This is a genomic window from Flavonifractor hominis, assembly GCF_040095835.1.
GTDB classification, from domain to species: domain Bacteria; phylum Bacillota; class Clostridia; order Oscillospirales; family Oscillospiraceae; genus Flavonifractor; species Flavonifractor hominis.
The window spans coordinates 513,678-533,121 of record NZ_JBBMFT010000001.1 but is presented as its reverse complement, the minus strand read 5'-3'; the positions used below and the strand labels follow the sequence as shown (position 1 = coordinate 533,121).

The following is a 19,444-nucleotide window of genomic DNA, read 5'->3' as shown; positions in this document are numbered from 1 at the left end:
AACCAGGTATTCCAGCGGTGCGTTACAGATCAGGCATTCCTCTGTATTCAACTCTCTCTTTCCTCCCATTTTCGCAGTGCGGATAATTGCTGAGCTGTGTGGAACCAGTGTTCTGCGCCCTCTACTACAGTGAGTCTGGCGTTATGCTGGCGGCTATATTTTTCCACACTCCGGCGGGCAGTCATATTGTCACCGCTTCCATAGAGAATGCTGATGTGACAGCTCCAGTCATGGACCGGATGCTCCCGTACCCAGCACAGGTACTTCCAGGAAAGAGTCTGGCTGGAGGAAGTCGTGATCTCGCCCTGTTCCCGCAGCTCATCTTCTGATACACCGGCCTGATCCATCATAGCTAAAATCAGGCCCTCCATATCCAGAATGGGAGAGACCAGCAGAACATGCGTCGGTGAGTCAAAGGCTAACATGGCAAAATAGGCCCCTATGCTGTTGGACCGGAGAGAGACCGTTTCCCAACGGGGTCTGACCCAATTCAGCGCGGCCTGGATGTCTGATACCGCCGTCCAGGGGAGCAATGACTTGCCTTGCCCCCGGCGTTCTCCGTGACCGGGCAGGTCAATGGATAGTACCTGGTACCCCTTGGGACAGACGACCTGAGCAAAGGCCTCCGCCTCCTCCTTGCGGCCCATTTGGCCGTGCAGGAATAAGTAGCCTTGTTTTGCAGGTTCCCCGTATAAAATTGCTGGAATCGTATCGATTTGAACTCGTTGGATGTTCATAGTTCTGCCTTTCAGTTTGTCCATATAGTGGATATCCGTTCCAATCCCGTCCCGAGCCCATCAAAGCCTGCGCAACGGCTGGGACGGGTATTCACGGCATAATCCAACAGGGGCTGAGCCTGATGGGAGCAGTCCAGACACAGATCCGATGCCAGTACATCTTCCCAGGCCCGGTTGAGAAAGGCTACCTCCCGACGGCCGTGTGTGCGGGTGATAATGGGGGAGCCAGCTTGTTGCGAATATCCATCTACCTGCTCTTTGGAGCGACCAGCGGCGATGAGGCTCTCTGTGAGACCTTCGTGGAATAAGCGCGGAATATCTGCCCACTGAAAGGATGTCACGTTGAAGCGGACGAAGGTATACCGGCTATGACAGTGAACGGCCAGCAGGCATTTGTGCCCCCGCAGGTCGATCACATGCAGGTCCCAGCAGAAACGCCGGTCCGGTTCTATACCGTAGGCCGGCGTTTTTATTTTCAGGAATCTCTGCAGCGGAAAGGTAAGTCCCAGTTCCATCATTTCGCCTCATGGGGGATGGTGATCTTTTCCACTCGGAGCTTTCCAAGAGCAACCTCGGCCATCATCATAGTGATCTCCTGATGGAAGCGCCGGGGACCACATGAGCCGGGGTTGAGCCACAGAATGCCGCCCTTTTCTTCCTGAACATATTTATGGGAATGGCCGAACACCACAACGTCTACACCGGAAAGATCCGTTGATAGTTCTTTCTTGTCGTGGACCATGCAGAAGGTTATGCCGCCCAAGGTGACAGTAAGATCATGGGGGAGAGCCTCTGCCCATTCTTTGTCATTGTTGCCTCGGACGATGTAGAGAGGGGCGTACTGCCGAAGTTTATCGACAATATCCGGCTTGTTGATGTCGCCGCCATGGAGAATGGCGTCGGCGGTTTTCAAATACTCGAGCACCTCTGGACGCAATAGGCCGTGTGTGTCGGAAAGAATGGCGAGTTTCATTTGGTGTCCTCCCATCACGGCTCGATGCGGCGGATTTGCTCCAGGTCGCCGCTGCACAGAGCCTCCAAATTCCGAAAGATCTTCTCCGCATCCCAGTCCCACCACCGCAGTTCCAGCAGATAGTCCGTCAGCTCCCGGTCAAAGCGGGGACGGATTACCCGGCAGGGGTTCCCAACTGCGACGGTGTACGGAGGAATGTCGCCGGCTACCACAGAGTCGGCTCCGATAATCGCTCCGTCACCAATATGGACGCCGGGCAGGACCGTAACATTCTGACCGATCCACACATCGTTGCCGACAACGGTATCGCCTTTGAGAGGCAGATCGTCCAGCGCAGGCGTGTACATCTCCCAACCGTGGGCAAAGATATTGAAAGGATAGGTGGTGACCGAGGCTATGCGGTGGTTGGCTCCGTTCATCACAAATTCCACGCCCTTGCCGATGGCACAGAACTTGCCGATAATCAGCTTGTCCCCGATAAATGCATAGTGGTGGGTCACATGGGACTCAAAGTCCTCTCCGCCGGTGGCTGCGTCGTCATAGTAGGTATACGCCCCAACTTCAATGTTCGGACGGGTAATGACATTCTTGATATAGCAGACGCTGGGGATGTTCTCGTTGGGGTGGACAGCGTCCGGATCTGGACCAAACATAATTGGATCACCTTCTTTGCCCCTGTTGTTCCAGTATATCAGATTTTTAAACATGTCGGAAGAAGGAGATTTTCCTCCGTTACGACGCTGTGGAGGTAAAACGGAAACAACCGGAGGTTGCTATCCAGGCCGGGCTGTGTCCGCTTTCTGCTGGACCGGCTGAGAGAAAGAGACGCTTTGGGCGTCAGCTCAGACGGTCTTGGATCTGGCGGAAAAAGCAGCAGGCATCTTCCAGATCCTGCGCATTCGGACGGCCTTTTGCGATGCCGCCCACCAGCTTGAAGGGACCGAAGGTGTCATAGCCCTTACAGCTGAATTCTCCGAGTACCGGACAGCCTTTCTCCTTGGCGATCTCGGTGAGGGACTTTGCGCCGTTGCCCTTGGCTCCGCCGTAGGTATAGACAAAGAACACCGGCTTTCCCTGGGGCAGATACTGCCGGGCGAACTCCACCACGGCCTTTTGAAATTCAAAGCCGTAAATGCCGGAGGCAAAGCCGATGCAGTCGTATTCCTCCAGATGGACGACCTGGCGCACCGTCACATCGATAAGGTCGACCTCGCCGACCTGGGCCATGGCTTTCAGAACGGTCAACGTATTCCCGTGGTGGCGAGAGTAGTAGCAAATGGCAGTTTTCATGAAAGATTCCCTTTCTCCAGTTTCCAGCCGAAGTCGTTGTGGTAGATCATCTGGCGGGTCATGCCGCCGTCAATGCAAATATTCTCTCCGGTGAGAAAGCCGGCTTTATCTGAACAGAGGTAAAGCACCATATTGGCAATGTCCAGGGGATTGCCCACCCGGCCAGCAGGCTGCTGGGCTGCGTCCGGGCCGTCATAGACAGTGTAATCGGTGTCGATCCAGCCGGGAGAGATGGAATTTACCCGAACCTTGCCGGCAAGGCTCACTGCCAAGGCGTGGGTCAGGGCGGAAATGCCGCCCTTGGCAGCAGTATAGCTCTCGGTCTGAGGCTGGCTCATCCGGTCCCGGGAGGAGGAGATGTTCACGATGGCCCCACCGGGAGCAAAATAGGGCATAAACAGCTTGGCAAGGTAAAAAGGCGCAGTGACACCGACCCGCAGGGCATAGTTGAACTCCTCGTAAGTACATGCATCGATGCCGCGCATCAGGGGCAGAGCGTTGTTGATGAGATAGTCCACATGGCCGTAGTCGGCGATGACTTTTCGGGCAAACTGCTCAAGGACCGTTTGATCGGCCACATCTCCCACAAAATAGCCGCCGGGGAGCAGGTCGATGACACACACCGTAGCGCCTTCCTTCCGGAATTCCTCCGCAATGGCCTTGCCAATGCCTTTTGCGCCGCCGGTGACCACAGCAACTTTGTTTTCAAACATGGTTAGTCCTCCTCAATCTGCATCCTCGTCCAGGGCCTCAACGAAAAAACTGACTGGACGGAAGCCGTCATTGCAGGAGAGCATGGCCGACTTTGGGTTCTTCATCCAGCCGTCGTAAAAATTTTCTCCACCATGGCTCAAGGCCAGCACAAAAGGGGAGAGGGTATCCCAGGCGCTCTGGCAAAAGCCCTCGGGTTTGGCCCAGCCGTTGGCGATGAAGACCTGTCCTACCGACATGTCACAGGCATGAGAGATGGGGTTTTCATATTGGGCCATCAAATCCTCGTACCGAGTTATGCGCATGACGGTGATCTTACACTTTTTCATATGAGGATGCCCTCACAGTGATCGATTTCATGCTGGATGATCTGGGCTGTCCAGCCGGTAAAGGTTTTCAGCCGTGTCTGGAACTGCTCGTTCTGCCAGCGCACCTTGATGGATTGCCAGCGCCTGGCAGGCCGGGTGCCAATAAGGGAGAGGCAGCCCTCCTCCGTGTCATAGGGACCGGATTTTTTAATGATATCCGGGTTGAACATGATCATATAGGTGCCTTCATTGTCAAAAGCGATAATGCGCTTGTTTACGCCGATCATATTGGCTGCCATACCCACGCAGCCGTCCTTGTGGTGTTCCAACGTTTCCAGCAGATCGACGGCGACTTGAAGATCGTCAGGGGTGGCGTACTCGGCCTTTTGAGCCAGAAAGGCTTCGTCTTTACAGATATCTCGAATCACGGTTTGTCCTCCTCGTGTGCCTGAATGACCGCTGCAAGGGTTTCCGCCACAATGCGGGAGCCCTGCTCATTGGGATGAACGCCGTCACCGGCGTAAAGGTCCTGAGTGTCGGAAAGTTCGTAGAACCGCCGGCCCGTATCGGCGATAAGGGTGTGATTTTCCTGAGCGGCCTTATGATATGTGTCCGACATCTGACGGACCATCGTATCATAGTCCCAGCCCTTGGCGGTCAACTTTGCCCCGCCTTTTTGATAGGCCCAGGTGGCGTAGAGAATCGGAATGGCACCGTTTTTTCGGATTTGCCCGCATAGTTGCTCCACGCTGGAAAAGAAGCGCTCAGGGAAAGTTATGGGCCCGTGGCTCATCTCCTGGAGTACCACATAATCCCAATGCTCATGTTCCAGCGCCGCTTGTGTCTGTGCACCCAATTTGGCCTTGGGATTCAGGTGCTCTGACAACCGTGCCCCGCCCCGGGTATGACAGATTACTTCTGCGCCGGTCAGTTCAGCCAGCATCTGGGGCATACCATTGCTGGAGGTAAAACTGTTGCCCAGCATCAAGATCCGCATGATAATACTCCCTTCATCTTTCCCATCCAAGCACTGTTTGAAGTGTGGCCTCTGTGGCTGACGGGAAATTTTTGCGTACCTGTTCATAGATTAGTTGTTTGGACTGTGCAGGCTCCACGGAGTAGGCGGAGGAAATATGTTTATAGCCCCATAAGGCCTCTGGTGTGGCATAGACGGAGATGGGCCATCCATAGGGCTGGCCTTTTTTGTTCAGACGCTGCCGGAAGTCCCGGATCAGCAGATAGCCGCCCATCTGAAGGTCGGTCACAGTACCATCAAAGTTTTTTTCACCCTCTTTGCCAAAGCCGGCCAAACGCTTGAGCTCAAAGGAGTAAAGTTCATCTCTGGCGCTAAACTGGTCCATAATGTGCTTCTGGCGAAGACTGGCCAGTGCCTCATCCCAGCGGCTGTCAAAATCATAGCCGTCCCGCCGCCAGTTGGCAAAGTGGGGGAACCATTGCCTGGAAATAAAGCCGGCCTTTTTTCCAAAGAATTTGCCATAAGCTACTTGGCCGCTGCGGGCCATGAATTGCCGCCACTCCCAGGGATCTTGCTCCGGATTTCCGCTCCACCAGTAGCGCGCAGAAGTGCGCTCCTCAGCGGAGAAGCCGTTGATCTCATTTTTAAAGAGGGGGAGAAACCCTACTTCATTGACCCAGCGAATCAGTTCCTGCCAGCTGTGGATGCGGGATGGATTGTTCCAATCCATCCCACGTATCGTCCATCTGTCATTTTCGATGTCCATGGTACATACCTCCCGGTCCAACTATGATAGCACAGCGATGGGAGGACCACAATTGATGGCTTGATGCAGTAGTAAAGATGGTACACGTCTCTCAGATGTTCTCATCTTCCTGTACGCATTTCTCAATACGCTCCGCAACACGCTCCACCCCGTCAGCGCAGTCTTGGCACAGCCACTCGTTGATGATCGCAATGATTCTCTCTATGTAATAGGCGATATAATGGGGGCGATCTGCCATCGGGATATCAAACTGTTCCAGAATTGGGCTGAGAATGTGCTCTTTGTAATCTCCGTACGGTTCACATGCCTGCATATCATCCGGATTCTGAAACGCTGTACGATAGATGGTTCGGTTGTCTTTCATAAAATGGAGATACGGACGCAGATACTTCAGAGTGATCGGAAGCAGGTCCTTTCGTTCTTGGGGCTCTGTTTCATCGATCGTCTCCTCTTTGATCTGAGGAAAATAGGAGAGAAAGCGTTGATTGGTCACCTCTACAACTTCATCTATAAGATTAGAGATGGTTTCATAATGCCGGTTAAAGATAGGGAGAGTTACTCCGGCTGTTTCGCAGATCTCTTTTACCGTAATATGCTCCAGGTCCTTTTGTTCCAACAAGGTAATGAACGCTTCATCCATGCGCATGGCATCCTTGAGATAGTTTCTGACAAATTTGTCCATCTTCAAACCGCATCTCCTCCTGATTCAAATACGTTTGGTGTTCTTAAAAGAGCAGTTTTATAGGCGTGTCAAATAATCGTGTCCATGTCCATGCGACCTAAGGTCCATACAACGGGCCCGGTATCTGATATAAAAGATCCACGGTTTCCAATCGCTGCAGTCAGCAATAAAATTATAGAGGATCTGAAGTCAAAAGGGAACAACTCATTTTGTGCTTTGTGCCGATTTTAAGAACGTCCTTGTTGCTCAGGCGTCCTTTTTTGCGGATTCTGCTTACCGTCCGAGAAAGGCCTCAATGGCGGCCACAGTCTGAGCCTGCTGCTCCACTGCAGAGATTGTAGCGGTCAGATCCCCCTTCTGCGGACCATAGTTGCCAAACTGGGCATGGTTGCCCCCTTCGATCTCCACGATGTTCTCCGTGTAGTCGATGTGGTCCTCCACGCTCTGGTTAAGGGAACCGTAGATGGTCAGGGCCTTTTCATCCGGATAATCTCCGTAGATGTAAGCCCCCATCAGGATAAGGCCGTCTACCTGGTCAGGATGGTCTGAGGCGAACTTGGATGCCATGGCGCCGCCCATGGAGTGCCCGGCAATATACCAGTGCTGGATCTCAGGAAACTGAGGGATTATCTGTTCCGCGGCATCGGCATCAAAAATCGCCATATGGAAGGGCATATGTACCAAAATACAGGTGACTCCGGTCTGGCGGATCTGATCCAGCAGAGGCAGGTAGGCCTCGGCTTCCACTTTGGCGCCGGGATAGAAAATGATGGCGGTATCGGTGGGATAAGTGGGGGATAAGATGGTCAGATTGTCCTGTACAGTGATGCCGCTGTCCTGGGCCATCACCTCAAGAGCCACGTCCTCTGCCCGGTAGTAATCCGACACGTACCAGAAAAATACTCCGGCCAGAATGGCCAGGATAAGAAGAGCGATTCCTCCGGCGATGAGCCACTTTTTGCGCCGGGACGTTGGCTTTGTTTTCATACTCCCATCACCTCAGTCAGTATATGCCCAATCAAAGCCAGGGTAAACATGATGAGAAACCCGGTGATCATCCAGCCCAGCGCCTTGGAATAACCCTTGGGTGTGATACAGCCCATGGCGTCCAGCTTTTTGATGGTGGGGTGCAGCCGCCAGAAATAGGTGGCAATGGACAAGATCATAGCCACCACCGCCCACATACGTACCTGCTCTGTGCCGATGACCAGAATCACCGCCAGCAGGAAGAGAAAGATCAGCTTTACACCGGCTACCCAGTTCACCAGATAAGAGGAAAAAAGCCGCTGTTCTTCACTCTCGGGATTGGAATAGGCATGGAACACGCCTACGCCGTTGCCCAGTTGACTGCCGGGCCAGAAATAGAGGATGGCCACATTTGCCGACTCCATGATAATAAAAATGAAAATTGCAATTGATAAAATATCCATAAATTGTTCTCCCTATGACATTTATTCTCCATCCGGAACGTCGTTTTTTGATGATGTAAGTGAAGAAAAAATCGCTACACCAAGAATGATAACGCCGCCAATAAGTTCCCGAGGACCGGGTATTTCTCGTAAAAACAGAAAAGCGAACAGAATACCGTATACAGTCTCCATTCCAGAAATGACTCCGGCAATCTGTGCCTTAACGTTTCGCTGTGCTGCCACATATAGGGAATGGGCAAGTGCTGTACAAATCAGTCCAATTACCACAATTCCAGCAATATTTTGAACCGTCCACTGGGCCTGTATCAGAAACATGGAAGGCAGCAATATCACAGCAGCAGTGCCCTGTTCGTACAGACATATCGTTCTCGATCCATAAAATCTGGAAAGATAGCGGTTGGAAAGCGACATCACCGCATAGGCCAGAGCGGAGATCAGCCCCCAGACAATGCCCATCGTGGTCTCATTTTCCAGTGAAAAGGCAGGGACTGTAATTCCCACACCCAGCAGTAAAACCAAAGCGCTTATCACGCTGCGAAAACGCAACTTTTCATGAAAGAGCAGTGGCTCCAAAAAGGTGAGAAATAATGGGAAAGCAGAAAATGTGATTGTACCAATCGCCACAGAGGAACTCTGTATAGATTGAAAGAATGTTGTCCAGTGGATGGCCAAGATTACGCCCGTAAACAGAATAATTCCGTAATCCTTTTTACTCCTGAGTGTTAAGCTGGATTTCGTAACAAGGGAAAAAAGCAGGAGTGCTGCCGAAGAACAAACTACCCGCCCCCCAGCAATAATGACCGCCGGTGCATCCACAAATTGTCCCAAAACAGCAGATAAGCCAAACAACATGACAGATACATGCAGTAACCCAACGCTGTTTCCTGCTTTGACTGTTTTTTTCTTTTTTAGGTTATCTATCATTACAAAGCCCCTCTTTCTATATGGGGGTCAGGCCAATGTTTTCGAAGATTTTTTCGCTTCGTCCACCACTTTTTGATAAGGAGCGATAATATACTGGTTCATCTGTCCCTTCATCTTTTTCTGCACCGACGGAACTGCCAGCATAGCGCCCACCAGCTTCATCTGTAAAATGCGCTTTTTCTGTTTCTGGGGGAAATCGTAGATGCCATGCTTTTTATAAAACTTGTGGTCAGCTTTCATGATACCCTGCATGATATAGATCAGGTCCCGGAAGATTTTCATGCCGCCCACGCCGTAGAAATTGGCCGGGCGGGACAGCTTCTTCTCCAGAGCAAATACCAGGCAATCGGCCAAGGTCTGGATATTGGCTGCTGTGTTTCCCTCGTCGGTGGCTACGCCGCACAGATAATTACCACCCACTTCACTGCGTCCCTCCACGATCATACGCAGGTTGTTCTCATACTGATAGTCGCCGCTGATGAGGTATGCGATAGGGGTGCCGTGGGTGACAGTGCGGTGACCATTGCAGAACTGCCGGTCGTCAAAGCATTTGAAGCTGGAGTGGGTGTAGTGGTCTGAGATGGTAAAGGCATAGACGAAAGCGTCAGCGGTCTGGATGGTGCTGCGCAAAAAGGTGTCAAATCCATCCTTGTAGACGCATTTTCCGGTGATGGCACAGCCAAAGCACCCAAGACAGCCGCCATCAAAGGGGAAATCCCGCAGGTTTACCACCCGGCTCTCAATGGGAAGAGCGGCGCGAAAATCAGTGATCATGTTTTGGAGATTTTTATCCTCCGGAGCACAGTTGGTGACGATAATTACATCCTTATCTTTGCGTTTGGAAGAGAAGGGAAGTACCGGCTGATAAACCGTCTTTTCATGTTGGGGCGCTCTGGCGGGTGGCGTAACAAACAGTCCGTGTTCACAGGCGAACAACAGTTGATCGAAAAAATTCCGGGCCTCCTGCCGGCCCTGTTCCGTGAGCAGGTCATCCATATCGGCAGACAGCCCCCGAACTACTTCCATTCCCAGATCAAAGCAGTTTTCTTCCACATAGCGGTGGGCCGTCACATCGTAGAAGTGCTTGGAGGTGGTGATTTGAGAGGCAAATTTTCCGGAGAGGTCTACGCCATCGGCTTTGATGAGTTCAATAAGCCGGTGAAGCTGATAGGGGGCGATAAAGGTGTAGACCGGGTAGCAGAACAGCAGCAGGTCCGCCTGTACCAGCTCTGCGCGCAGCGGAGCAAAGTTTTTCTCATAGCTTTGGATGTGCTGGCCTACCGGAAGGATGGTGAAAGAGTGTTCTGGGTGCAGAGCCTGCAAATACAGGACAGTGTGGACCGTAGTGGAGTTCTTTCCTTTGGGACTGGCGTTCAAAACAAGAATCTTCATGGTTGTTCCTCCAATTCGTGAAGAAGGCGGCTATACCAGCCAATCTCAAATTCTGCGGCGGCGATGCCGTACTGGATGGTGTATCCCTGAAAGCGCAGTACCTCAGGCCAGTTGACCCCCGAAGGCAGCTGCTGCTGGTCCATCTGTTGAAAATATGCTCGAATGGTACACAATACCCTGTGGGTCTCGTCCATCTGCCGGATATAATCACGGATGGCGGCCAGGCGTTCCTCAGGTTTGGCCAGTCCTGCGAAAAACAGCCGGGCCAGTTCCATATTTTTCACTTTGCTTGCCTGCATGGGCTGGGCCACCCAGTTGGAAAAGGCGGCTCGACCGCTGTCTGTAATGAAAAGGGTCTTCTTGCGGCGTTTACCCTCTATGGTTTCACAGATCATCACCTTGCCCTCCCTTTCCAACTTGGAAAGGGCTGTCTGTACGCTGCCCGCACTGTGGGAGCAGATCAGAGCCAGGTTTTTCTTAATAAACTGCTGCAGTTCATATCCTGTCATAGGGGAGAGCATCAGCAATCCTAAGAGAAGGTATTCCATAATATCCTCCAATATATCGAATAGAGATATTATAGAAAAAAACAGGATTTGCGTCAACCATTGCTTGACGTTGTGTTCAACAAAACTCAGCTCACTGAAATGGATGTTGGGGCAATAGAAACAAGTCAACCGCAAGCAAATGCTGCTTGCGGTTGACTGTCATTATTCCTGCCGCAGACGCTCTACTACGGAATAGCGCTGGGCGGCGCGGCAGCTCAAAACCGGGATGAGGATACCCAGTGCCCCGAACAGGGGCAGCACCACGGCGATGGGCCAGATGGTAAAGCGATAGGTGAAAAACCAGATCAGTCCGTTGAGGGCGGGACCAAGAAATGGTGCAGTGACCACAATCAGAGCCAGGGCCAGGAATGCTGCGCCTACTGTGTAGAACAGGCCCTCCAGTGCCAGCATGGTACGCAGCTGCCGAGCTGTCATACCGATGGACTGGAGCACCGCCAGCTCCCGGCGGCGGGCGGTGATGCCGGTAAGGATGGCGTTGAAGAAATTCAGCACGCCCACCAGACCCACGATGAAGCTGAGGGCGCTCCCCAGCAAAAGGAACATGCTCCGGGTGCTCTCAAATTCCCCGGCATAGGTGGCCTTGCTCTCATAGTCAAACTGAGGATTCACATTCTCTGTGTAGTCCGCCAGAAAGGCTTCCATGGCGGCGTTTGCCTCATCTGTGGTGTCAAAGGCGTAGTACATGACGGAGTCGGTTTCCGTATCCCGGAGGAAGATCTCCGCCCCCATGATAAACTCGTCGGCACCGTAGTAGCGGTAGCTCAGAGCGGATGGCACCGTTACCAGGGCGGCTACGGTGTAGTCCACATCCCGGTACTTGATCGCCCGCTCGGTGTAAGAGGCGCCTTCCGGCACGTTCTCCCAGGAACCATAAACCTCGCCGGTATTGGGATCGTAGTATTCGAACTCCTCCACATAGCGGATGGTCACCGTATCCCCCAGCCGGGCCCAATGGCTGCTCATCTCCGCCTTGCCGTAGTCGTCGGTGCTGTACACGGCGGCGATGTAGTTCCCGTCGGAATCGTTGAGCTTGGATAGATTTCCTTCCAAAACTGTTAGATGGTCCAGCGCAAAGGACTCCATGCCGTAGAGCTGTACCCGGTCAGCCAGAAGGCCGTCTTCGGTGCGATCCTTGAATGCTACCATGCTGTCCAACTGCTCCTGGGTGTTCCACCGACTCCAGATGGAGCGGTAATACTCCTCGGTGACAAACTCCAGCGCAGGGGCAGTCTTGCCGTAGACGCGGCCGCTCCCGGTGATACCGCCCTGGGCATCCACGGCGTTGATGACCTCCTCCGGTACCTCCATCTCGTCGTTAAAAGCGTCCCCGCCGGTCTGGAACTGCCCCGCGTCGGCCAGGATAAAGTCACTGGCAGTGAAGCTGGACACATATTTGTCCATGTCGAAGCCGCCTGTGAAGGTCACGGTCAGGGTCAGCAGCACCACGGCAAGGGTCAGGGACAGCACCGTGAGAAAGGTCTTGCCTCGGCTGCGGCCCAGGTTGGCCCAGGCCATGGACAGCAGAGACACGCCTTTGCCGCTCCGTTTCCCTTTCCGCTTCAGCGCCTTGCCCTCAGTGTAGCGCACCGCCTCAACTGGGGAGACCTTGCCTGCCAGACGGCCGGGACGGCGGCAGGAAATGAGCACCGTCATCAGGGCAAAAAGGGCTGCCCCCACAAAGAGAAGTGGGCTGACCGAGACCACCGTGGTCACTCCATTGAGTTGTGCGGTAATAACAGGGGTGAGTACACCGCCCAGCAGCCAGCCCAGCAGCAGACCGACGGGGATGCCGACGAGGGAGAGAAGCAGCGCCTGAGTGCGGATGATCCGCCGCAGCTGCCGGGGCGTGGTACCGATGGTTTTCAGCAGGCCATAGAAACGGATGTCTCCCGCCACGGAGATTTGGAACACATTGTAGATGATGAGATATCCGGTGAGCAGAATGAGGGCTAGCACTCCCACGATGATAGCCACCACGGTGGGGTCCAGCTTATCCGAGAGCTGCGCCCCGGTGTAGCCCCAGTTGACGCCGGTGGAGATGTAGTTCTCTCCCGCAGTTTCCGACTGATAACCGTGGTTTACCAGGATTTCCTCCAGGTCGGAGGCGATGGAGCGGGCGCCGTGTCCCAGCATCACATCCAGATTCCAGCTGCCCGTCATACCGTCGCTGCCAGGCGGGGTAACCCCCACTTCTGCCAGAATGGCGTCCACCCGGCTTTCGGGAATGAGGATGTGGTTGGCCACCACGGCCTCGTCGTACTCCCACCAGCCGCAGAGGGTAAAGGTCTGGGTCGTCTCATGGCCGTCCACATCAAAGGTGACGGTGAATTCTGCGCCGAGTTCCGGCTCCACGCCCAGCAGTTCCAGCACATGGGTGTCTGTGGCCGCCTCGTTGGTGCCCTCTTGAGGGAGGCGTCCCTCCACCGGGTCGCAGTAGCTCCAGTGGGCCTGGTTGGCATCGGAGTAACCGATCTCTACATGGGATTTGTTGAAGGGAGCCTGGGTGGGCATCCCCAAAAATCGCCGCAGGCCCCACTGGTCAATCAGCGGATCGTCCTTCAATTCCTCAAACTGTTCCTCCGTCAGATATTTAAGCGTGCCATGGGACCAGCCTCCGGCCTGGCGGAAGTTGTTTTGCTGGATACCCTCATTGATGGAGAGGGCAATGGTAAAGAGGGAAGTAAAGAGTAGCGCCGTTAGGGCGATGGCCAGCACTGCTACGATGTTCCGGGTGCGGCTGGCGAGAAGAGAGCGCAGGCTCAGGCGGCGGATGCAGCTGCGGTTGGAGACCTTCATACTGTCCGCCCCCTTACCGCGTTACGATTCGCCCGTCCTCGATGCGGACGATACGGTCGGCCATCTGGGCGATCTCCTCGTTATGGGTGATCATTACCATAGTCTGAGCAAACTTCTGGCCGGTCACCTTCATCAGGCTGAGCACGTCCTGGCTGGTTCGGCTGTCCAGATTGCCGGTGGGCTCGTCAGCGAGAAGAATGGCAGGCTTGGTGGCCAGGGCCCGGGCAATGGCCACACGCTGCTGCTGACCGCCGGAGAGCTGATTGGGCAGGTTTTGGAGCTTTTTCTCCAGACCCAGGGTGGCGATGACCTCCTGTACGTAGGCCTCATCTACCTTGCTTCCGTCCAGCTCCACCGGCAGGACGATGTTTTCCCACACGCTGAGTACCGGCACCAAATTGTAGGACTGGAATACAAAGCCGATCTTCCGGCGGCGGAAGATGGTCAGGGCCTCGTCCTTTAGAGCAAAAATGTCCTTGCCGTCCACAGCAACGGTGCCCGAGGTGGGCCGGTCCAGCCCACCCAGCATGTGGAGCAGGGTGGACTTGCCGGAACCGGAGGTGCCCACAATGGCCACAAACTCTCCCTGCTCAATGCTCAGATCCACGCCGTCCAGGGCCTTTACCTGGGTGTCCCCGGAGCCGTAGTATTTTTTCAGATCATGGGTCTGTAAAATCGTCATGGCTGTTTTCCTCCAATAAAAAAGTCTGTACCGTCTTGTGACAATACAGACTTTAACATGGAAATCTGTCCTGATACTTTCGAGAATGTGACAGTTTTGAAAGAAGTCAGCATCGGTTTGGTCAATGTATCGCTCTGGCCCGGACCAACAGCATCATGGGCCGGCGCAGCTCGTCCCGCATGCCGGGAATGTCCAGCATTTCCGCAGAGGGCTCCGCCTCCTCCACTGCTTCCAGGACAAAGCCACTGCGCAGTAACCCCATTAGGATTTGGGTGAGTGTGTGGTGCTGCTTGCGGACCTCGCAGCCCAGAAAATGAGTGATCCGCTCCCCAGGCATGAAATACTGATCGATGGGCCAATACAGCGGCGTGCCATCTTCATCATAGGCCCAATCCTGCCCCACGCCGGCGGTGAAGACGGGGTGCTCAATGTTGAACAGAAAGATTCCATCTTTCTTCAACGTCCGATGGACTTTTTTAAAAACGGAGTCCAAGTCCTCGATGTAGTGCAAAGCCAGATTGGAGACCACGCAGTCCCATACGCCCTCTGGGTACTCATATTCATCGATCCCACAAACCCGATAGAGGATGCTTTCCCCACTGTTGCGGCGTTTGGCTTCCTCGATCATTTTCTGGCTTAAATCAATGCCCAGCACCTGCCGGGCGCCCTGCTCCACGGCGAACTTGCAGTGCCACCCATAGCCGCAGCCCAGATCCAGTACGGACTTTCCCTCCAGCGGCGGGAAAAGGGGCTTGAGCTGATGCCACTCTCCCGCTGCGGAAAGTCCGGCCTGGCTGCGGGGCATCTGCGCGTATTGCTGGAAAAATGCTTCGTTTTCATATTCGTTTCTCACAGTTTCTTCCTCCTGTGCTCTGCTTCCCTAGGCCTCCCGGGGAACATAGAGCGAAAATGAACTCCCTATCCCGGGTGTGCTTTCTACCTTCACATAGCCGCCCTGCTTTTCGGCGATCTGCCGGGTGAGGTAGAGGCCGATTCCCACGCCCTCTGCCTGCCAGGCGCCGGGGGCGCGGTAAAACCGTCCGAAAATTTTGGCCTGCTCCTCCTCGAAAATGCCCGGGCCGGTATCAGTCACCCGGATGGCGGAGAACAGCTCATAGTTTTTTACCTCCACCGTCACAGCACCGCCGGGCGGTGTGTACTTAACGGCGTTGTCCAACAGGTTGCACACCGCTTCCTCCGTCCACTTGGGATCAAAGACGGCAGAGCCCTCCGCCTGTCCAACGGTCAAAGAAATGCCCCTTTCTGCCGCCTTGGGGGCATACTGGGCGGCAGCGCGTTCCACTACCGGGGAAATTTCGCCGGGCTGGGGGTGGAGGGCCAGGATCCCCGTCTCCAGCCGGGAGGTCTTGACCAGGGCCTCAATGAGTGTCTGAAGCTTTTCCGCCTGGGCGGAGATGGCGGCGGCACAGTCCGTTCCCTGGGGCGTGAGCGGCTGTTCCGAGAGCAGCTGGGCATACAGCTGAAGATTGGCCACCGGGGTCTTGGTCTGGTGGGAGATATCGGAGATCAGAGCGCTGATCTGGTCCTTCTGCTCCCGCACGTTCCGTTCAGACAGGGCGCTGGCTGCCAGATACCGCCCCAGCCGGCTTTCCAGAGCGGAGAGGCGGCTCTCGTCAAAGGTTTTTTCGGAAAAGCTGCCGTTTATGGCTGCAGTAAGCATATCATCCAGCCGCCGGATGGTGCGGGCGATCCGCCAGCGGTCATAGACGACCACGGCCAGGGCCAGCAGCAGGGCGGTAACCATCACAAGATATCCGGTCATGGCTTCACCGCCCAGGTGTAGCCGATGCCATACACCGTTTTCAGATATTCCGGCTTGGAGGGATCGGCCTCCAGTTTGCTCCGCAGCCGCTTGACTGTGACAGACAGGGCGTTTTCCTCCACAAATTCCGCGCCGTCCGTCCACACACGATCCACCAGTGTGGACCGGGGAACGGCACGTCCCCGATTCTCCACCAGTACCCGCAGCAGTTTCTGCTCGGTTTTGGAGAGCTCCACCAACCTGCCGTCCCGGCGAAAGTCCATCTGTTCAAAATCAAAGGCAAAGGGACCCACGGACAGGGGAGAGGAGACCTTGGGAGCGCTTCGACGGAGCTGTGCATTCACCCTGGCCCGGAGTATTGCCAGAGAGAAGGGCTTGGTGATGTAGTCATCCGCTCCAGCCTCCAGTCCGGTGACCTCGTCCAGTTCCAGGTCGTTGGCGGTGAGCAGGATCACCGGAGTGGCATCGCCCTCTGCCTGCATCTGACGCAGCAAGTCCAGACCGCTGCCATCGGGGAGATTTACGTCCAGAATCAGCAGGTCAAACCGATCTTCTGCCAGCGCTTCCCGAGCCTTGGCCAGGCTTGAGCGGCAAATGACGGATGTCTCCGGCCCCGTTAGAGCCATAGTGATTCCCCGCCCCATGGTTTCGTCGTCCTCCAAAAGAAAAATGCGTTTCATGTTCGGTCCTCATCATTCGTTGTTTCCGTTTGGCTTATGGTGTTCCATTATAACACAAGTTCTGACGTTAGAACATGGAGATCGGTTGCCGACTATGGGAAGCTATGATAAAATCTACCTGCCGCGGCCAACCGAACCGGATTTGACGAACAGAATGGAGAACGACATGAAAGAAGTAGATCCCAAAAGTACCGCCCGGGCGCTGGCCTTTGAACTCTGGAGGAAGGCCCCCATGCCTATGGTGACCCTGATGAAGACGCTGGATGTGACCCCGCTGGTGCGCATGAGCCGGAAACGGGGTTATAAATTTCATATGCTCCTGTGCTGGTGCATTGGAAAGACAGCGGCCCGGACGGCAGACTTCTACCTGCTTCCGGTGGGAGACAAACTGATGCAGTACGACCAGCTGGCGGTCAATACGGTGGTGAACACCCGGGATGGTGGTATCGCTACCTGCGATATTCCCGTTTCCGCTGACTTGGAGCAGTTCAATCGAGACTACTTGAGGCTCACTGGGCAGGTTCACGTGAGCGGAGAGAGCTTTGAACTGGGCGAGGAGTATATGGTGATCGGCACCTCCGCACTGGCGGGGTATGAGATCGACGGCGCGGTGAACATTTATGCCGGGTGCTACAACAATCCATTCCTCATCTGGGGCAAATATCGAAAAAAGTGGTTCCACGCCACCTTGCCGGTATCCTTCCAGTTTCACCACACCCAGATGGATGGAATCCCAGCCGCGGAATTTTTAGAGCGGCTGCAGCAGGAGATCCATCAAATTTAAAACTTCCCCTTGACTCTGACGCTCCGTCAACTGATACAGTAACCCAAGGGAGGGATGTTCATGGAGTATTCCATTCAGGAACTGTCGCGCCTGTCCGGGGTGACCACCCGCACCTTGCGCTGGTACGACCAGATCGGGCTGCTGAAACCCAGCCGGGTAGCAGAGAGCGGCTACCGTTATTACGGCAGGGAAGAGGTAGACCGGCTGCAGGACATTCTCTATTACCGGGCCCTCGGGGTGGAGCTGGCCCGGATCAAGGAATGTCTGGACGATCCCGCCTTTGACCGTCTGGCCGCCCTAAAACGCCACCTGGCCTCTTTGGAGGCAGAGCGGGAGCGGCTGGAGAAGCTGATCCAATCGGTGAAAGATACCATTGGGGCGGAAGAAAGGAACGAGATCATGAACGACGAGCAGAAATTTGTGGTGTTTAAGCAGCAGGCCGTGGCCCATAACGAAGAAACTTATGGAGCGGAGATTCGCGCCAAGTACGGCAACCAAGAGGTGGACGAGGCCAATGCCGCGGTGATGAACCTGACCCAGGAACAGTATCAGGAGTGGATGGATCTGGGGCGGGAGATTCAGGAGCGGCTGGAAGCGGCTGTCCAGACGGGCTTGACCCCAGAGAGCGAGGAGGGCAAGGAGATTACTGCCCTCCACCGTCGGTGGCTCACCATTACCGGGAACCGGTATGACCCGGCCAAACATCGTGGAATTGTGGAGCTGTATGTAATGGATGAGCGGTTTACCGCCTACTACGATAAGCGATTTCACGGCTGTGCCCGTTTCCTGAGGGACGCGGTGGTTTATTGGGCAAAGTAAGAATGAAGCAGGCCCTCGGCAAAACGCCGGGGGCCTTATGAAGGAGAACAGGGTATGCTGGCTCCACAGGCTGTACCAGGCATGATCCAGTACCTCCATGTCCTCCAGGTAGTTTCCGGTGCTCGGAATAGCCGGGAAGATAGGCAGCAGCACAAAGGCCAGCCATACCGGGGAGCGGCGGCACATTTGCATTTCCGCTTTCAGGCAACGCAGCAGCATCTCTCACACCTCTCCGCCATTGGAGCTGGACGGAGGGGCCGCCCGCAGAGCCATAAAACACGAAAAGCACATCGGCAGGATGGCAAAAGGCCATCTGCTGGATGTGCTTTTCTCTATCAGAAGGACAATTCCATGAGCTACAATGAGCAAGAGATAACAGATACCGGTGTTCCCGTGTCAGGCTGACCCATAGCGAAATCACAGATATCCGTTGTAAAGGGCAAAGAGTGGTGTACAGCCAGAGGACACAGCGGAGTACATCAGGGGCCGGTGAATGTAATTCTCCCGACATGTCCGTAGGAAGCCGCACAGCCCTGCCGTTATTTCTCATCGCTTCCGTTTCTGGGCCGCACGCAGGACTCAATGATGTCGGCAATCATCTCCACCTCATCCGTACAGTCCCGCCGCAGCCACTCCCTGACAATTGCGATGATACCCTCCACATAGTAGGCCATGTAGTAGGGACAGTGAGCAGCTGGAACCTCAAATCGCTCCAGAATGGGGCCGAGGATATGCTGCTTCAGGTCCCCATATCGTGTATGGGCCTGCATACTGCCTGGGTTCCGGAAGGCCGCCCAGTAGACTTTTTTGTTGTCCCGGATGAAGCGGAGGTAGGGAAGAAGGTATTCGCGGGTGACCAGCACCAGGTCTTCCCGTTCCCGGCTGCCCATATTCCCCAGGACCTCCTCTTCCTGCTGAGGGAAATAGGAGAGGAAACGCTGGTTGATCATCTCCAATGTCTCATTCACCAGGTCGGAAATGGTCTCATAGTGCAGATAAAAGGTGGAGCGGTTCACACCGGCCTGGTGGCAGATCTCTTTCACTGTGATATACTCCAGTGCCTTCTCCTCCAGCAGGGCCAGGAGCGCCTCGTCCATCCGCAGGGCGGTATTGAAGTATTTGCTTTCGGACTTGTTCATCTG

At 54.7% G+C, this 19,444-nt stretch carries 24 protein-coding genes; 2 read left to right on the top strand and 22 right to left on the bottom strand.

What is annotated here, in order from left to right; translation table 11 throughout:
- Positions 1–47: 47 nt before the first annotated feature.
- From WMO45_RS02735 to WMO45_RS02635, 21 genes are all read right to left on the bottom strand, one after another.
- Positions 48–737 (bottom strand): alpha/beta hydrolase, encoded by a 690-nt coding sequence (locus WMO45_RS02735; protein WP_349139122.1) that lies wholly within the window; start codon positions 735–737, stop codon positions 48–50.
- Positions 738–748: 11 nt separating this feature from the next.
- The gene (locus WMO45_RS02730) at positions 749–1,252 is read right to left on the bottom strand and encodes a DUF6933 domain-containing protein (RefSeq protein ID WP_349139121.1); all 504 of its coding nucleotides are present in this window, start codon (positions 1,250–1,252) and stop codon (positions 749–751) included.
- Positions 1,252–1,710: a metallophosphoesterase family protein gene (locus WMO45_RS02725; protein ID WP_349139120.1), complete on the bottom strand. Its 459-nt coding sequence runs from the start codon at positions 1,708–1,710 to the stop codon at positions 1,252–1,254. Before WMO45_RS02725 ends, WMO45_RS02730 begins: the two co-directional genes overlap by 1 nt.
- 14 nt (positions 1,711–1,724) lie before the next feature.
- Complete coding sequence (locus WMO45_RS02720; RefSeq protein WP_349139119.1) at positions 1,725–2,363, bottom strand: Vat family streptogramin A O-acetyltransferase; 639 nt, start codon at positions 2,361–2,363, stop codon at positions 1,725–1,727.
- 184 nt (positions 2,364–2,547) lie between these two features.
- Positions 2,548–3,000, bottom strand: a complete 453-nt coding sequence (locus tag WMO45_RS02715) for a flavodoxin family protein (RefSeq protein WP_349139118.1) — start codon at positions 2,998–3,000, stop codon at positions 2,548–2,550.
- The gene (locus WMO45_RS02710; RefSeq protein WP_349139117.1) at positions 2,997–3,713 is read right to left on the bottom strand and encodes an SDR family oxidoreductase; all 717 of its coding nucleotides are present in this window, start codon (positions 3,711–3,713) and stop codon (positions 2,997–2,999) included. The genes WMO45_RS02715 and WMO45_RS02710 overlap by 4 nt, the downstream gene beginning before the upstream one ends.
- A 12-nt stretch (positions 3,714–3,725) precedes the next feature.
- Positions 3,726–4,040, bottom strand: a complete 315-nt coding sequence (locus WMO45_RS02705) for a TIGR04076 family protein (protein WP_349139116.1) — start codon at positions 4,038–4,040, stop codon at positions 3,726–3,728.
- Positions 4,037–4,447 (bottom strand): peptide deformylase, encoded by a 411-nt coding sequence (locus tag WMO45_RS02700; RefSeq protein WP_349139115.1) that lies wholly within the window; start codon positions 4,445–4,447, stop codon positions 4,037–4,039. The genes WMO45_RS02705 and WMO45_RS02700 overlap by 4 nt, the downstream gene beginning before the upstream one ends.
- The gene (locus WMO45_RS02695; RefSeq protein ID WP_349139114.1) at positions 4,444–5,016 is read right to left on the bottom strand and encodes an SGNH/GDSL hydrolase family protein; all 573 of its coding nucleotides are present in this window, start codon (positions 5,014–5,016) and stop codon (positions 4,444–4,446) included. Before WMO45_RS02695 ends, WMO45_RS02700 begins: the two co-directional genes overlap by 4 nt.
- 13 nt (positions 5,017–5,029) lie before the next feature.
- A complete protein-coding gene (locus WMO45_RS02690) occupies positions 5,030–5,761 on the bottom strand; it encodes an AlkZ-related protein (RefSeq protein ID WP_349139113.1) in 732 nt (243 codons plus the stop codon).
- Positions 5,762–5,852: 91 nt separating this feature from the next.
- Positions 5,853–6,443: a TetR/AcrR family transcriptional regulator gene (locus WMO45_RS02685; protein WP_349139331.1), complete on the bottom strand. Its 591-nt coding sequence runs from the start codon at positions 6,441–6,443 to the stop codon at positions 5,853–5,855.
- Between the two features lie 273 nt (positions 6,444–6,716).
- Positions 6,717–7,430, bottom strand: coding sequence for an alpha/beta fold hydrolase (locus tag WMO45_RS02680; RefSeq protein WP_349139112.1), 714 nt, complete (start codon positions 7,428–7,430; stop codon positions 6,717–6,719).
- The gene (locus tag WMO45_RS02675) at positions 7,427–7,873 is read right to left on the bottom strand and encodes a hypothetical protein (RefSeq protein ID WP_349139111.1); all 447 of its coding nucleotides are present in this window, start codon (positions 7,871–7,873) and stop codon (positions 7,427–7,429) included. The genes WMO45_RS02680 and WMO45_RS02675 overlap by 4 nt, the downstream gene beginning before the upstream one ends.
- A 21-nt stretch (positions 7,874–7,894) precedes the next feature.
- Complete coding sequence (locus WMO45_RS02670) at positions 7,895–8,797, bottom strand: DMT family transporter (protein ID WP_349139110.1); 903 nt, start codon at positions 8,795–8,797, stop codon at positions 7,895–7,897.
- 27 nt (positions 8,798–8,824) lie between these two features.
- Complete coding sequence (locus WMO45_RS02665; protein ID WP_349139109.1) at positions 8,825–10,189, bottom strand: NAD(P)H-dependent oxidoreductase; 1,365 nt, start codon at positions 10,187–10,189, stop codon at positions 8,825–8,827.
- A complete protein-coding gene (locus WMO45_RS02660) occupies positions 10,186–10,737 on the bottom strand; it encodes a helix-turn-helix transcriptional regulator (RefSeq protein ID WP_349139108.1) in 552 nt (183 codons plus the stop codon). The genes WMO45_RS02665 and WMO45_RS02660 overlap by 4 nt, the downstream gene beginning before the upstream one ends.
- A 162-nt stretch (positions 10,738–10,899) precedes the next feature.
- On the bottom strand, positions 10,900–13,554 hold the full coding sequence (locus WMO45_RS02655; RefSeq protein WP_349139107.1) for an ABC transporter permease: 2,655 nt from the start codon (positions 13,552–13,554) through the stop codon (positions 10,900–10,902).
- Positions 13,555–13,567: 13 nt separating this feature from the next.
- Positions 13,568–14,236, bottom strand: a complete 669-nt coding sequence (locus WMO45_RS02650) for an ABC transporter ATP-binding protein (protein WP_349139106.1) — start codon at positions 14,234–14,236, stop codon at positions 13,568–13,570.
- 121 nt (positions 14,237–14,357) lie between these two features.
- Positions 14,358–15,089: a class I SAM-dependent methyltransferase gene (locus tag WMO45_RS02645; protein WP_349139105.1), complete on the bottom strand. Its 732-nt coding sequence runs from the start codon at positions 15,087–15,089 to the stop codon at positions 14,358–14,360.
- 27 nt (positions 15,090–15,116) lie between these two features.
- Positions 15,117–16,019, bottom strand: coding sequence for a sensor histidine kinase (locus WMO45_RS02640; RefSeq protein ID WP_349139104.1), 903 nt, complete (start codon positions 16,017–16,019; stop codon positions 15,117–15,119).
- A complete protein-coding gene (locus tag WMO45_RS02635) occupies positions 16,016–16,699 on the bottom strand; it encodes a response regulator transcription factor (RefSeq protein ID WP_349139103.1) in 684 nt (227 codons plus the stop codon). The genes WMO45_RS02640 and WMO45_RS02635 overlap by 4 nt, the downstream gene beginning before the upstream one ends.
- A gap of 166 nt (positions 16,700–16,865) precedes the next feature.
- Between WMO45_RS02635 and WMO45_RS02630 the strand changes: the two genes are divergently transcribed.
- On the top strand, positions 16,866–17,483 hold the full coding sequence (locus WMO45_RS02630; RefSeq protein ID WP_349139102.1) for a CatA-like O-acetyltransferase, family 2: 618 nt from the start codon (positions 16,866–16,868) through the stop codon (positions 17,481–17,483).
- Positions 17,484–17,537: 54 nt separating this feature from the next.
- Entirely contained in the window at positions 17,538–18,302 is a 765-nt protein-coding gene (locus WMO45_RS02625; protein WP_349139101.1) for a MerR family transcriptional regulator, read from the top strand.
- 539 nt (positions 18,303–18,841) lie between these two features.
- Here WMO45_RS02625 and WMO45_RS02620 read toward each other — a convergent pair.
- The gene (locus WMO45_RS02620; RefSeq protein WP_349139100.1) at positions 18,842–19,441 is read right to left on the bottom strand and encodes a TetR-like C-terminal domain-containing protein; all 600 of its coding nucleotides are present in this window, start codon (positions 19,439–19,441) and stop codon (positions 18,842–18,844) included.
- Positions 19,442–19,444 lie beyond the last annotated feature (3 nt).

What these genes read in the sequence shown, in the direction of transcription:
- WMO45_RS02735 (WP_349139122.1), bottom strand. Translation starts at nt 737, where the DNA reads ATGAACATCCAACGAGTTCAAATCGATACGATTCCAGCAATTTTATAC.
- WMO45_RS02730 (WP_349139121.1), bottom strand. Translation starts at nt 1,252, where the DNA reads ATGGAACTGGGACTTACCTTTCCGCTGCAGAGATTCCTGAAAATAAAA.
- WMO45_RS02725 (WP_349139120.1), bottom strand. Translation starts at nt 1,710, where the DNA reads ATGAAACTCGCCATTCTTTCCGACACACACGGCCTATTGCGTCCAGAG.
- WMO45_RS02720 (WP_349139119.1), bottom strand. Translation starts at nt 2,363, where the DNA reads ATGTTTGGTCCAGATCCGGACGCTGTCCACCCCAACGAGAACATCCCC.
- WMO45_RS02715 (WP_349139118.1), bottom strand. Translation starts at nt 3,000, where the DNA reads ATGAAAACTGCCATTTGCTACTACTCTCGCCACCACGGGAATACGTTG.
- WMO45_RS02710 (WP_349139117.1), bottom strand. Translation starts at nt 3,713, where the DNA reads ATGTTTGAAAACAAAGTTGCTGTGGTCACCGGCGGCGCAAAAGGCATT.
- WMO45_RS02705 (WP_349139116.1), bottom strand. Translation starts at nt 4,040, where the DNA reads ATGAAAAAGTGTAAGATCACCGTCATGCGCATAACTCGGTACGAGGAT.
- WMO45_RS02695 (WP_349139114.1), bottom strand. Translation starts at nt 5,016, where the DNA reads ATGCGGATCTTGATGCTGGGCAACAGTTTTACCTCCAGCAATGGTATG.
- WMO45_RS02690 (WP_349139113.1), bottom strand. Translation starts at nt 5,761, where the DNA reads ATGGACATCGAAAATGACAGATGGACGATACGTGGGATGGATTGGAAC.
- WMO45_RS02685 (WP_349139331.1), bottom strand. Translation starts at nt 6,443, where the DNA reads ATGGACAAATTTGTCAGAAACTATCTCAAGGATGCCATGCGCATGGAT.
- WMO45_RS02680 (WP_349139112.1), bottom strand. Translation starts at nt 7,430, where the DNA reads ATGAAAACAAAGCCAACGTCCCGGCGCAAAAAGTGGCTCATCGCCGGA.
- WMO45_RS02675 (WP_349139111.1), bottom strand. Translation starts at nt 7,873, where the DNA reads ATGGATATTTTATCAATTGCAATTTTCATTTTTATTATCATGGAGTCG.
- WMO45_RS02670 (WP_349139110.1), bottom strand. Translation starts at nt 8,797, where the DNA reads ATGATAGATAACCTAAAAAAGAAAAAAACAGTCAAAGCAGGAAACAGC.
- WMO45_RS02665 (WP_349139109.1), bottom strand. Translation starts at nt 10,189, where the DNA reads ATGAAGATTCTTGTTTTGAACGCCAGTCCCAAAGGAAAGAACTCCACT.
- WMO45_RS02660 (WP_349139108.1), bottom strand. Translation starts at nt 10,737, where the DNA reads ATGGAATACCTTCTCTTAGGATTGCTGATGCTCTCCCCTATGACAGGA.
- WMO45_RS02655 (WP_349139107.1), bottom strand. Translation starts at nt 13,554, where the DNA reads ATGAAGGTCTCCAACCGCAGCTGCATCCGCCGCCTGAGCCTGCGCTCT.
- WMO45_RS02650 (WP_349139106.1), bottom strand. Translation starts at nt 14,236, where the DNA reads ATGACGATTTTACAGACCCATGATCTGAAAAAATACTACGGCTCCGGG.
- WMO45_RS02640 (WP_349139104.1), bottom strand. Translation starts at nt 16,019, where the DNA reads ATGACCGGATATCTTGTGATGGTTACCGCCCTGCTGCTGGCCCTGGCC.
- WMO45_RS02635 (WP_349139103.1), bottom strand. Translation starts at nt 16,699, where the DNA reads ATGAAACGCATTTTTCTTTTGGAGGACGACGAAACCATGGGGCGGGGA.
- WMO45_RS02630 (WP_349139102.1), top strand. Translation starts at nt 16,866, where the DNA reads ATGAAAGAAGTAGATCCCAAAAGTACCGCCCGGGCGCTGGCCTTTGAA.
- WMO45_RS02625 (WP_349139101.1), top strand. Translation starts at nt 17,538, where the DNA reads ATGTTCATGGAGTATTCCATTCAGGAACTGTCGCGCCTGTCCGGGGTG.
- WMO45_RS02620 (WP_349139100.1), bottom strand. Translation starts at nt 19,441, where the DNA reads ATGAACAAGTCCGAAAGCAAATACTTCAATACCGCCCTGCGGATGGAC.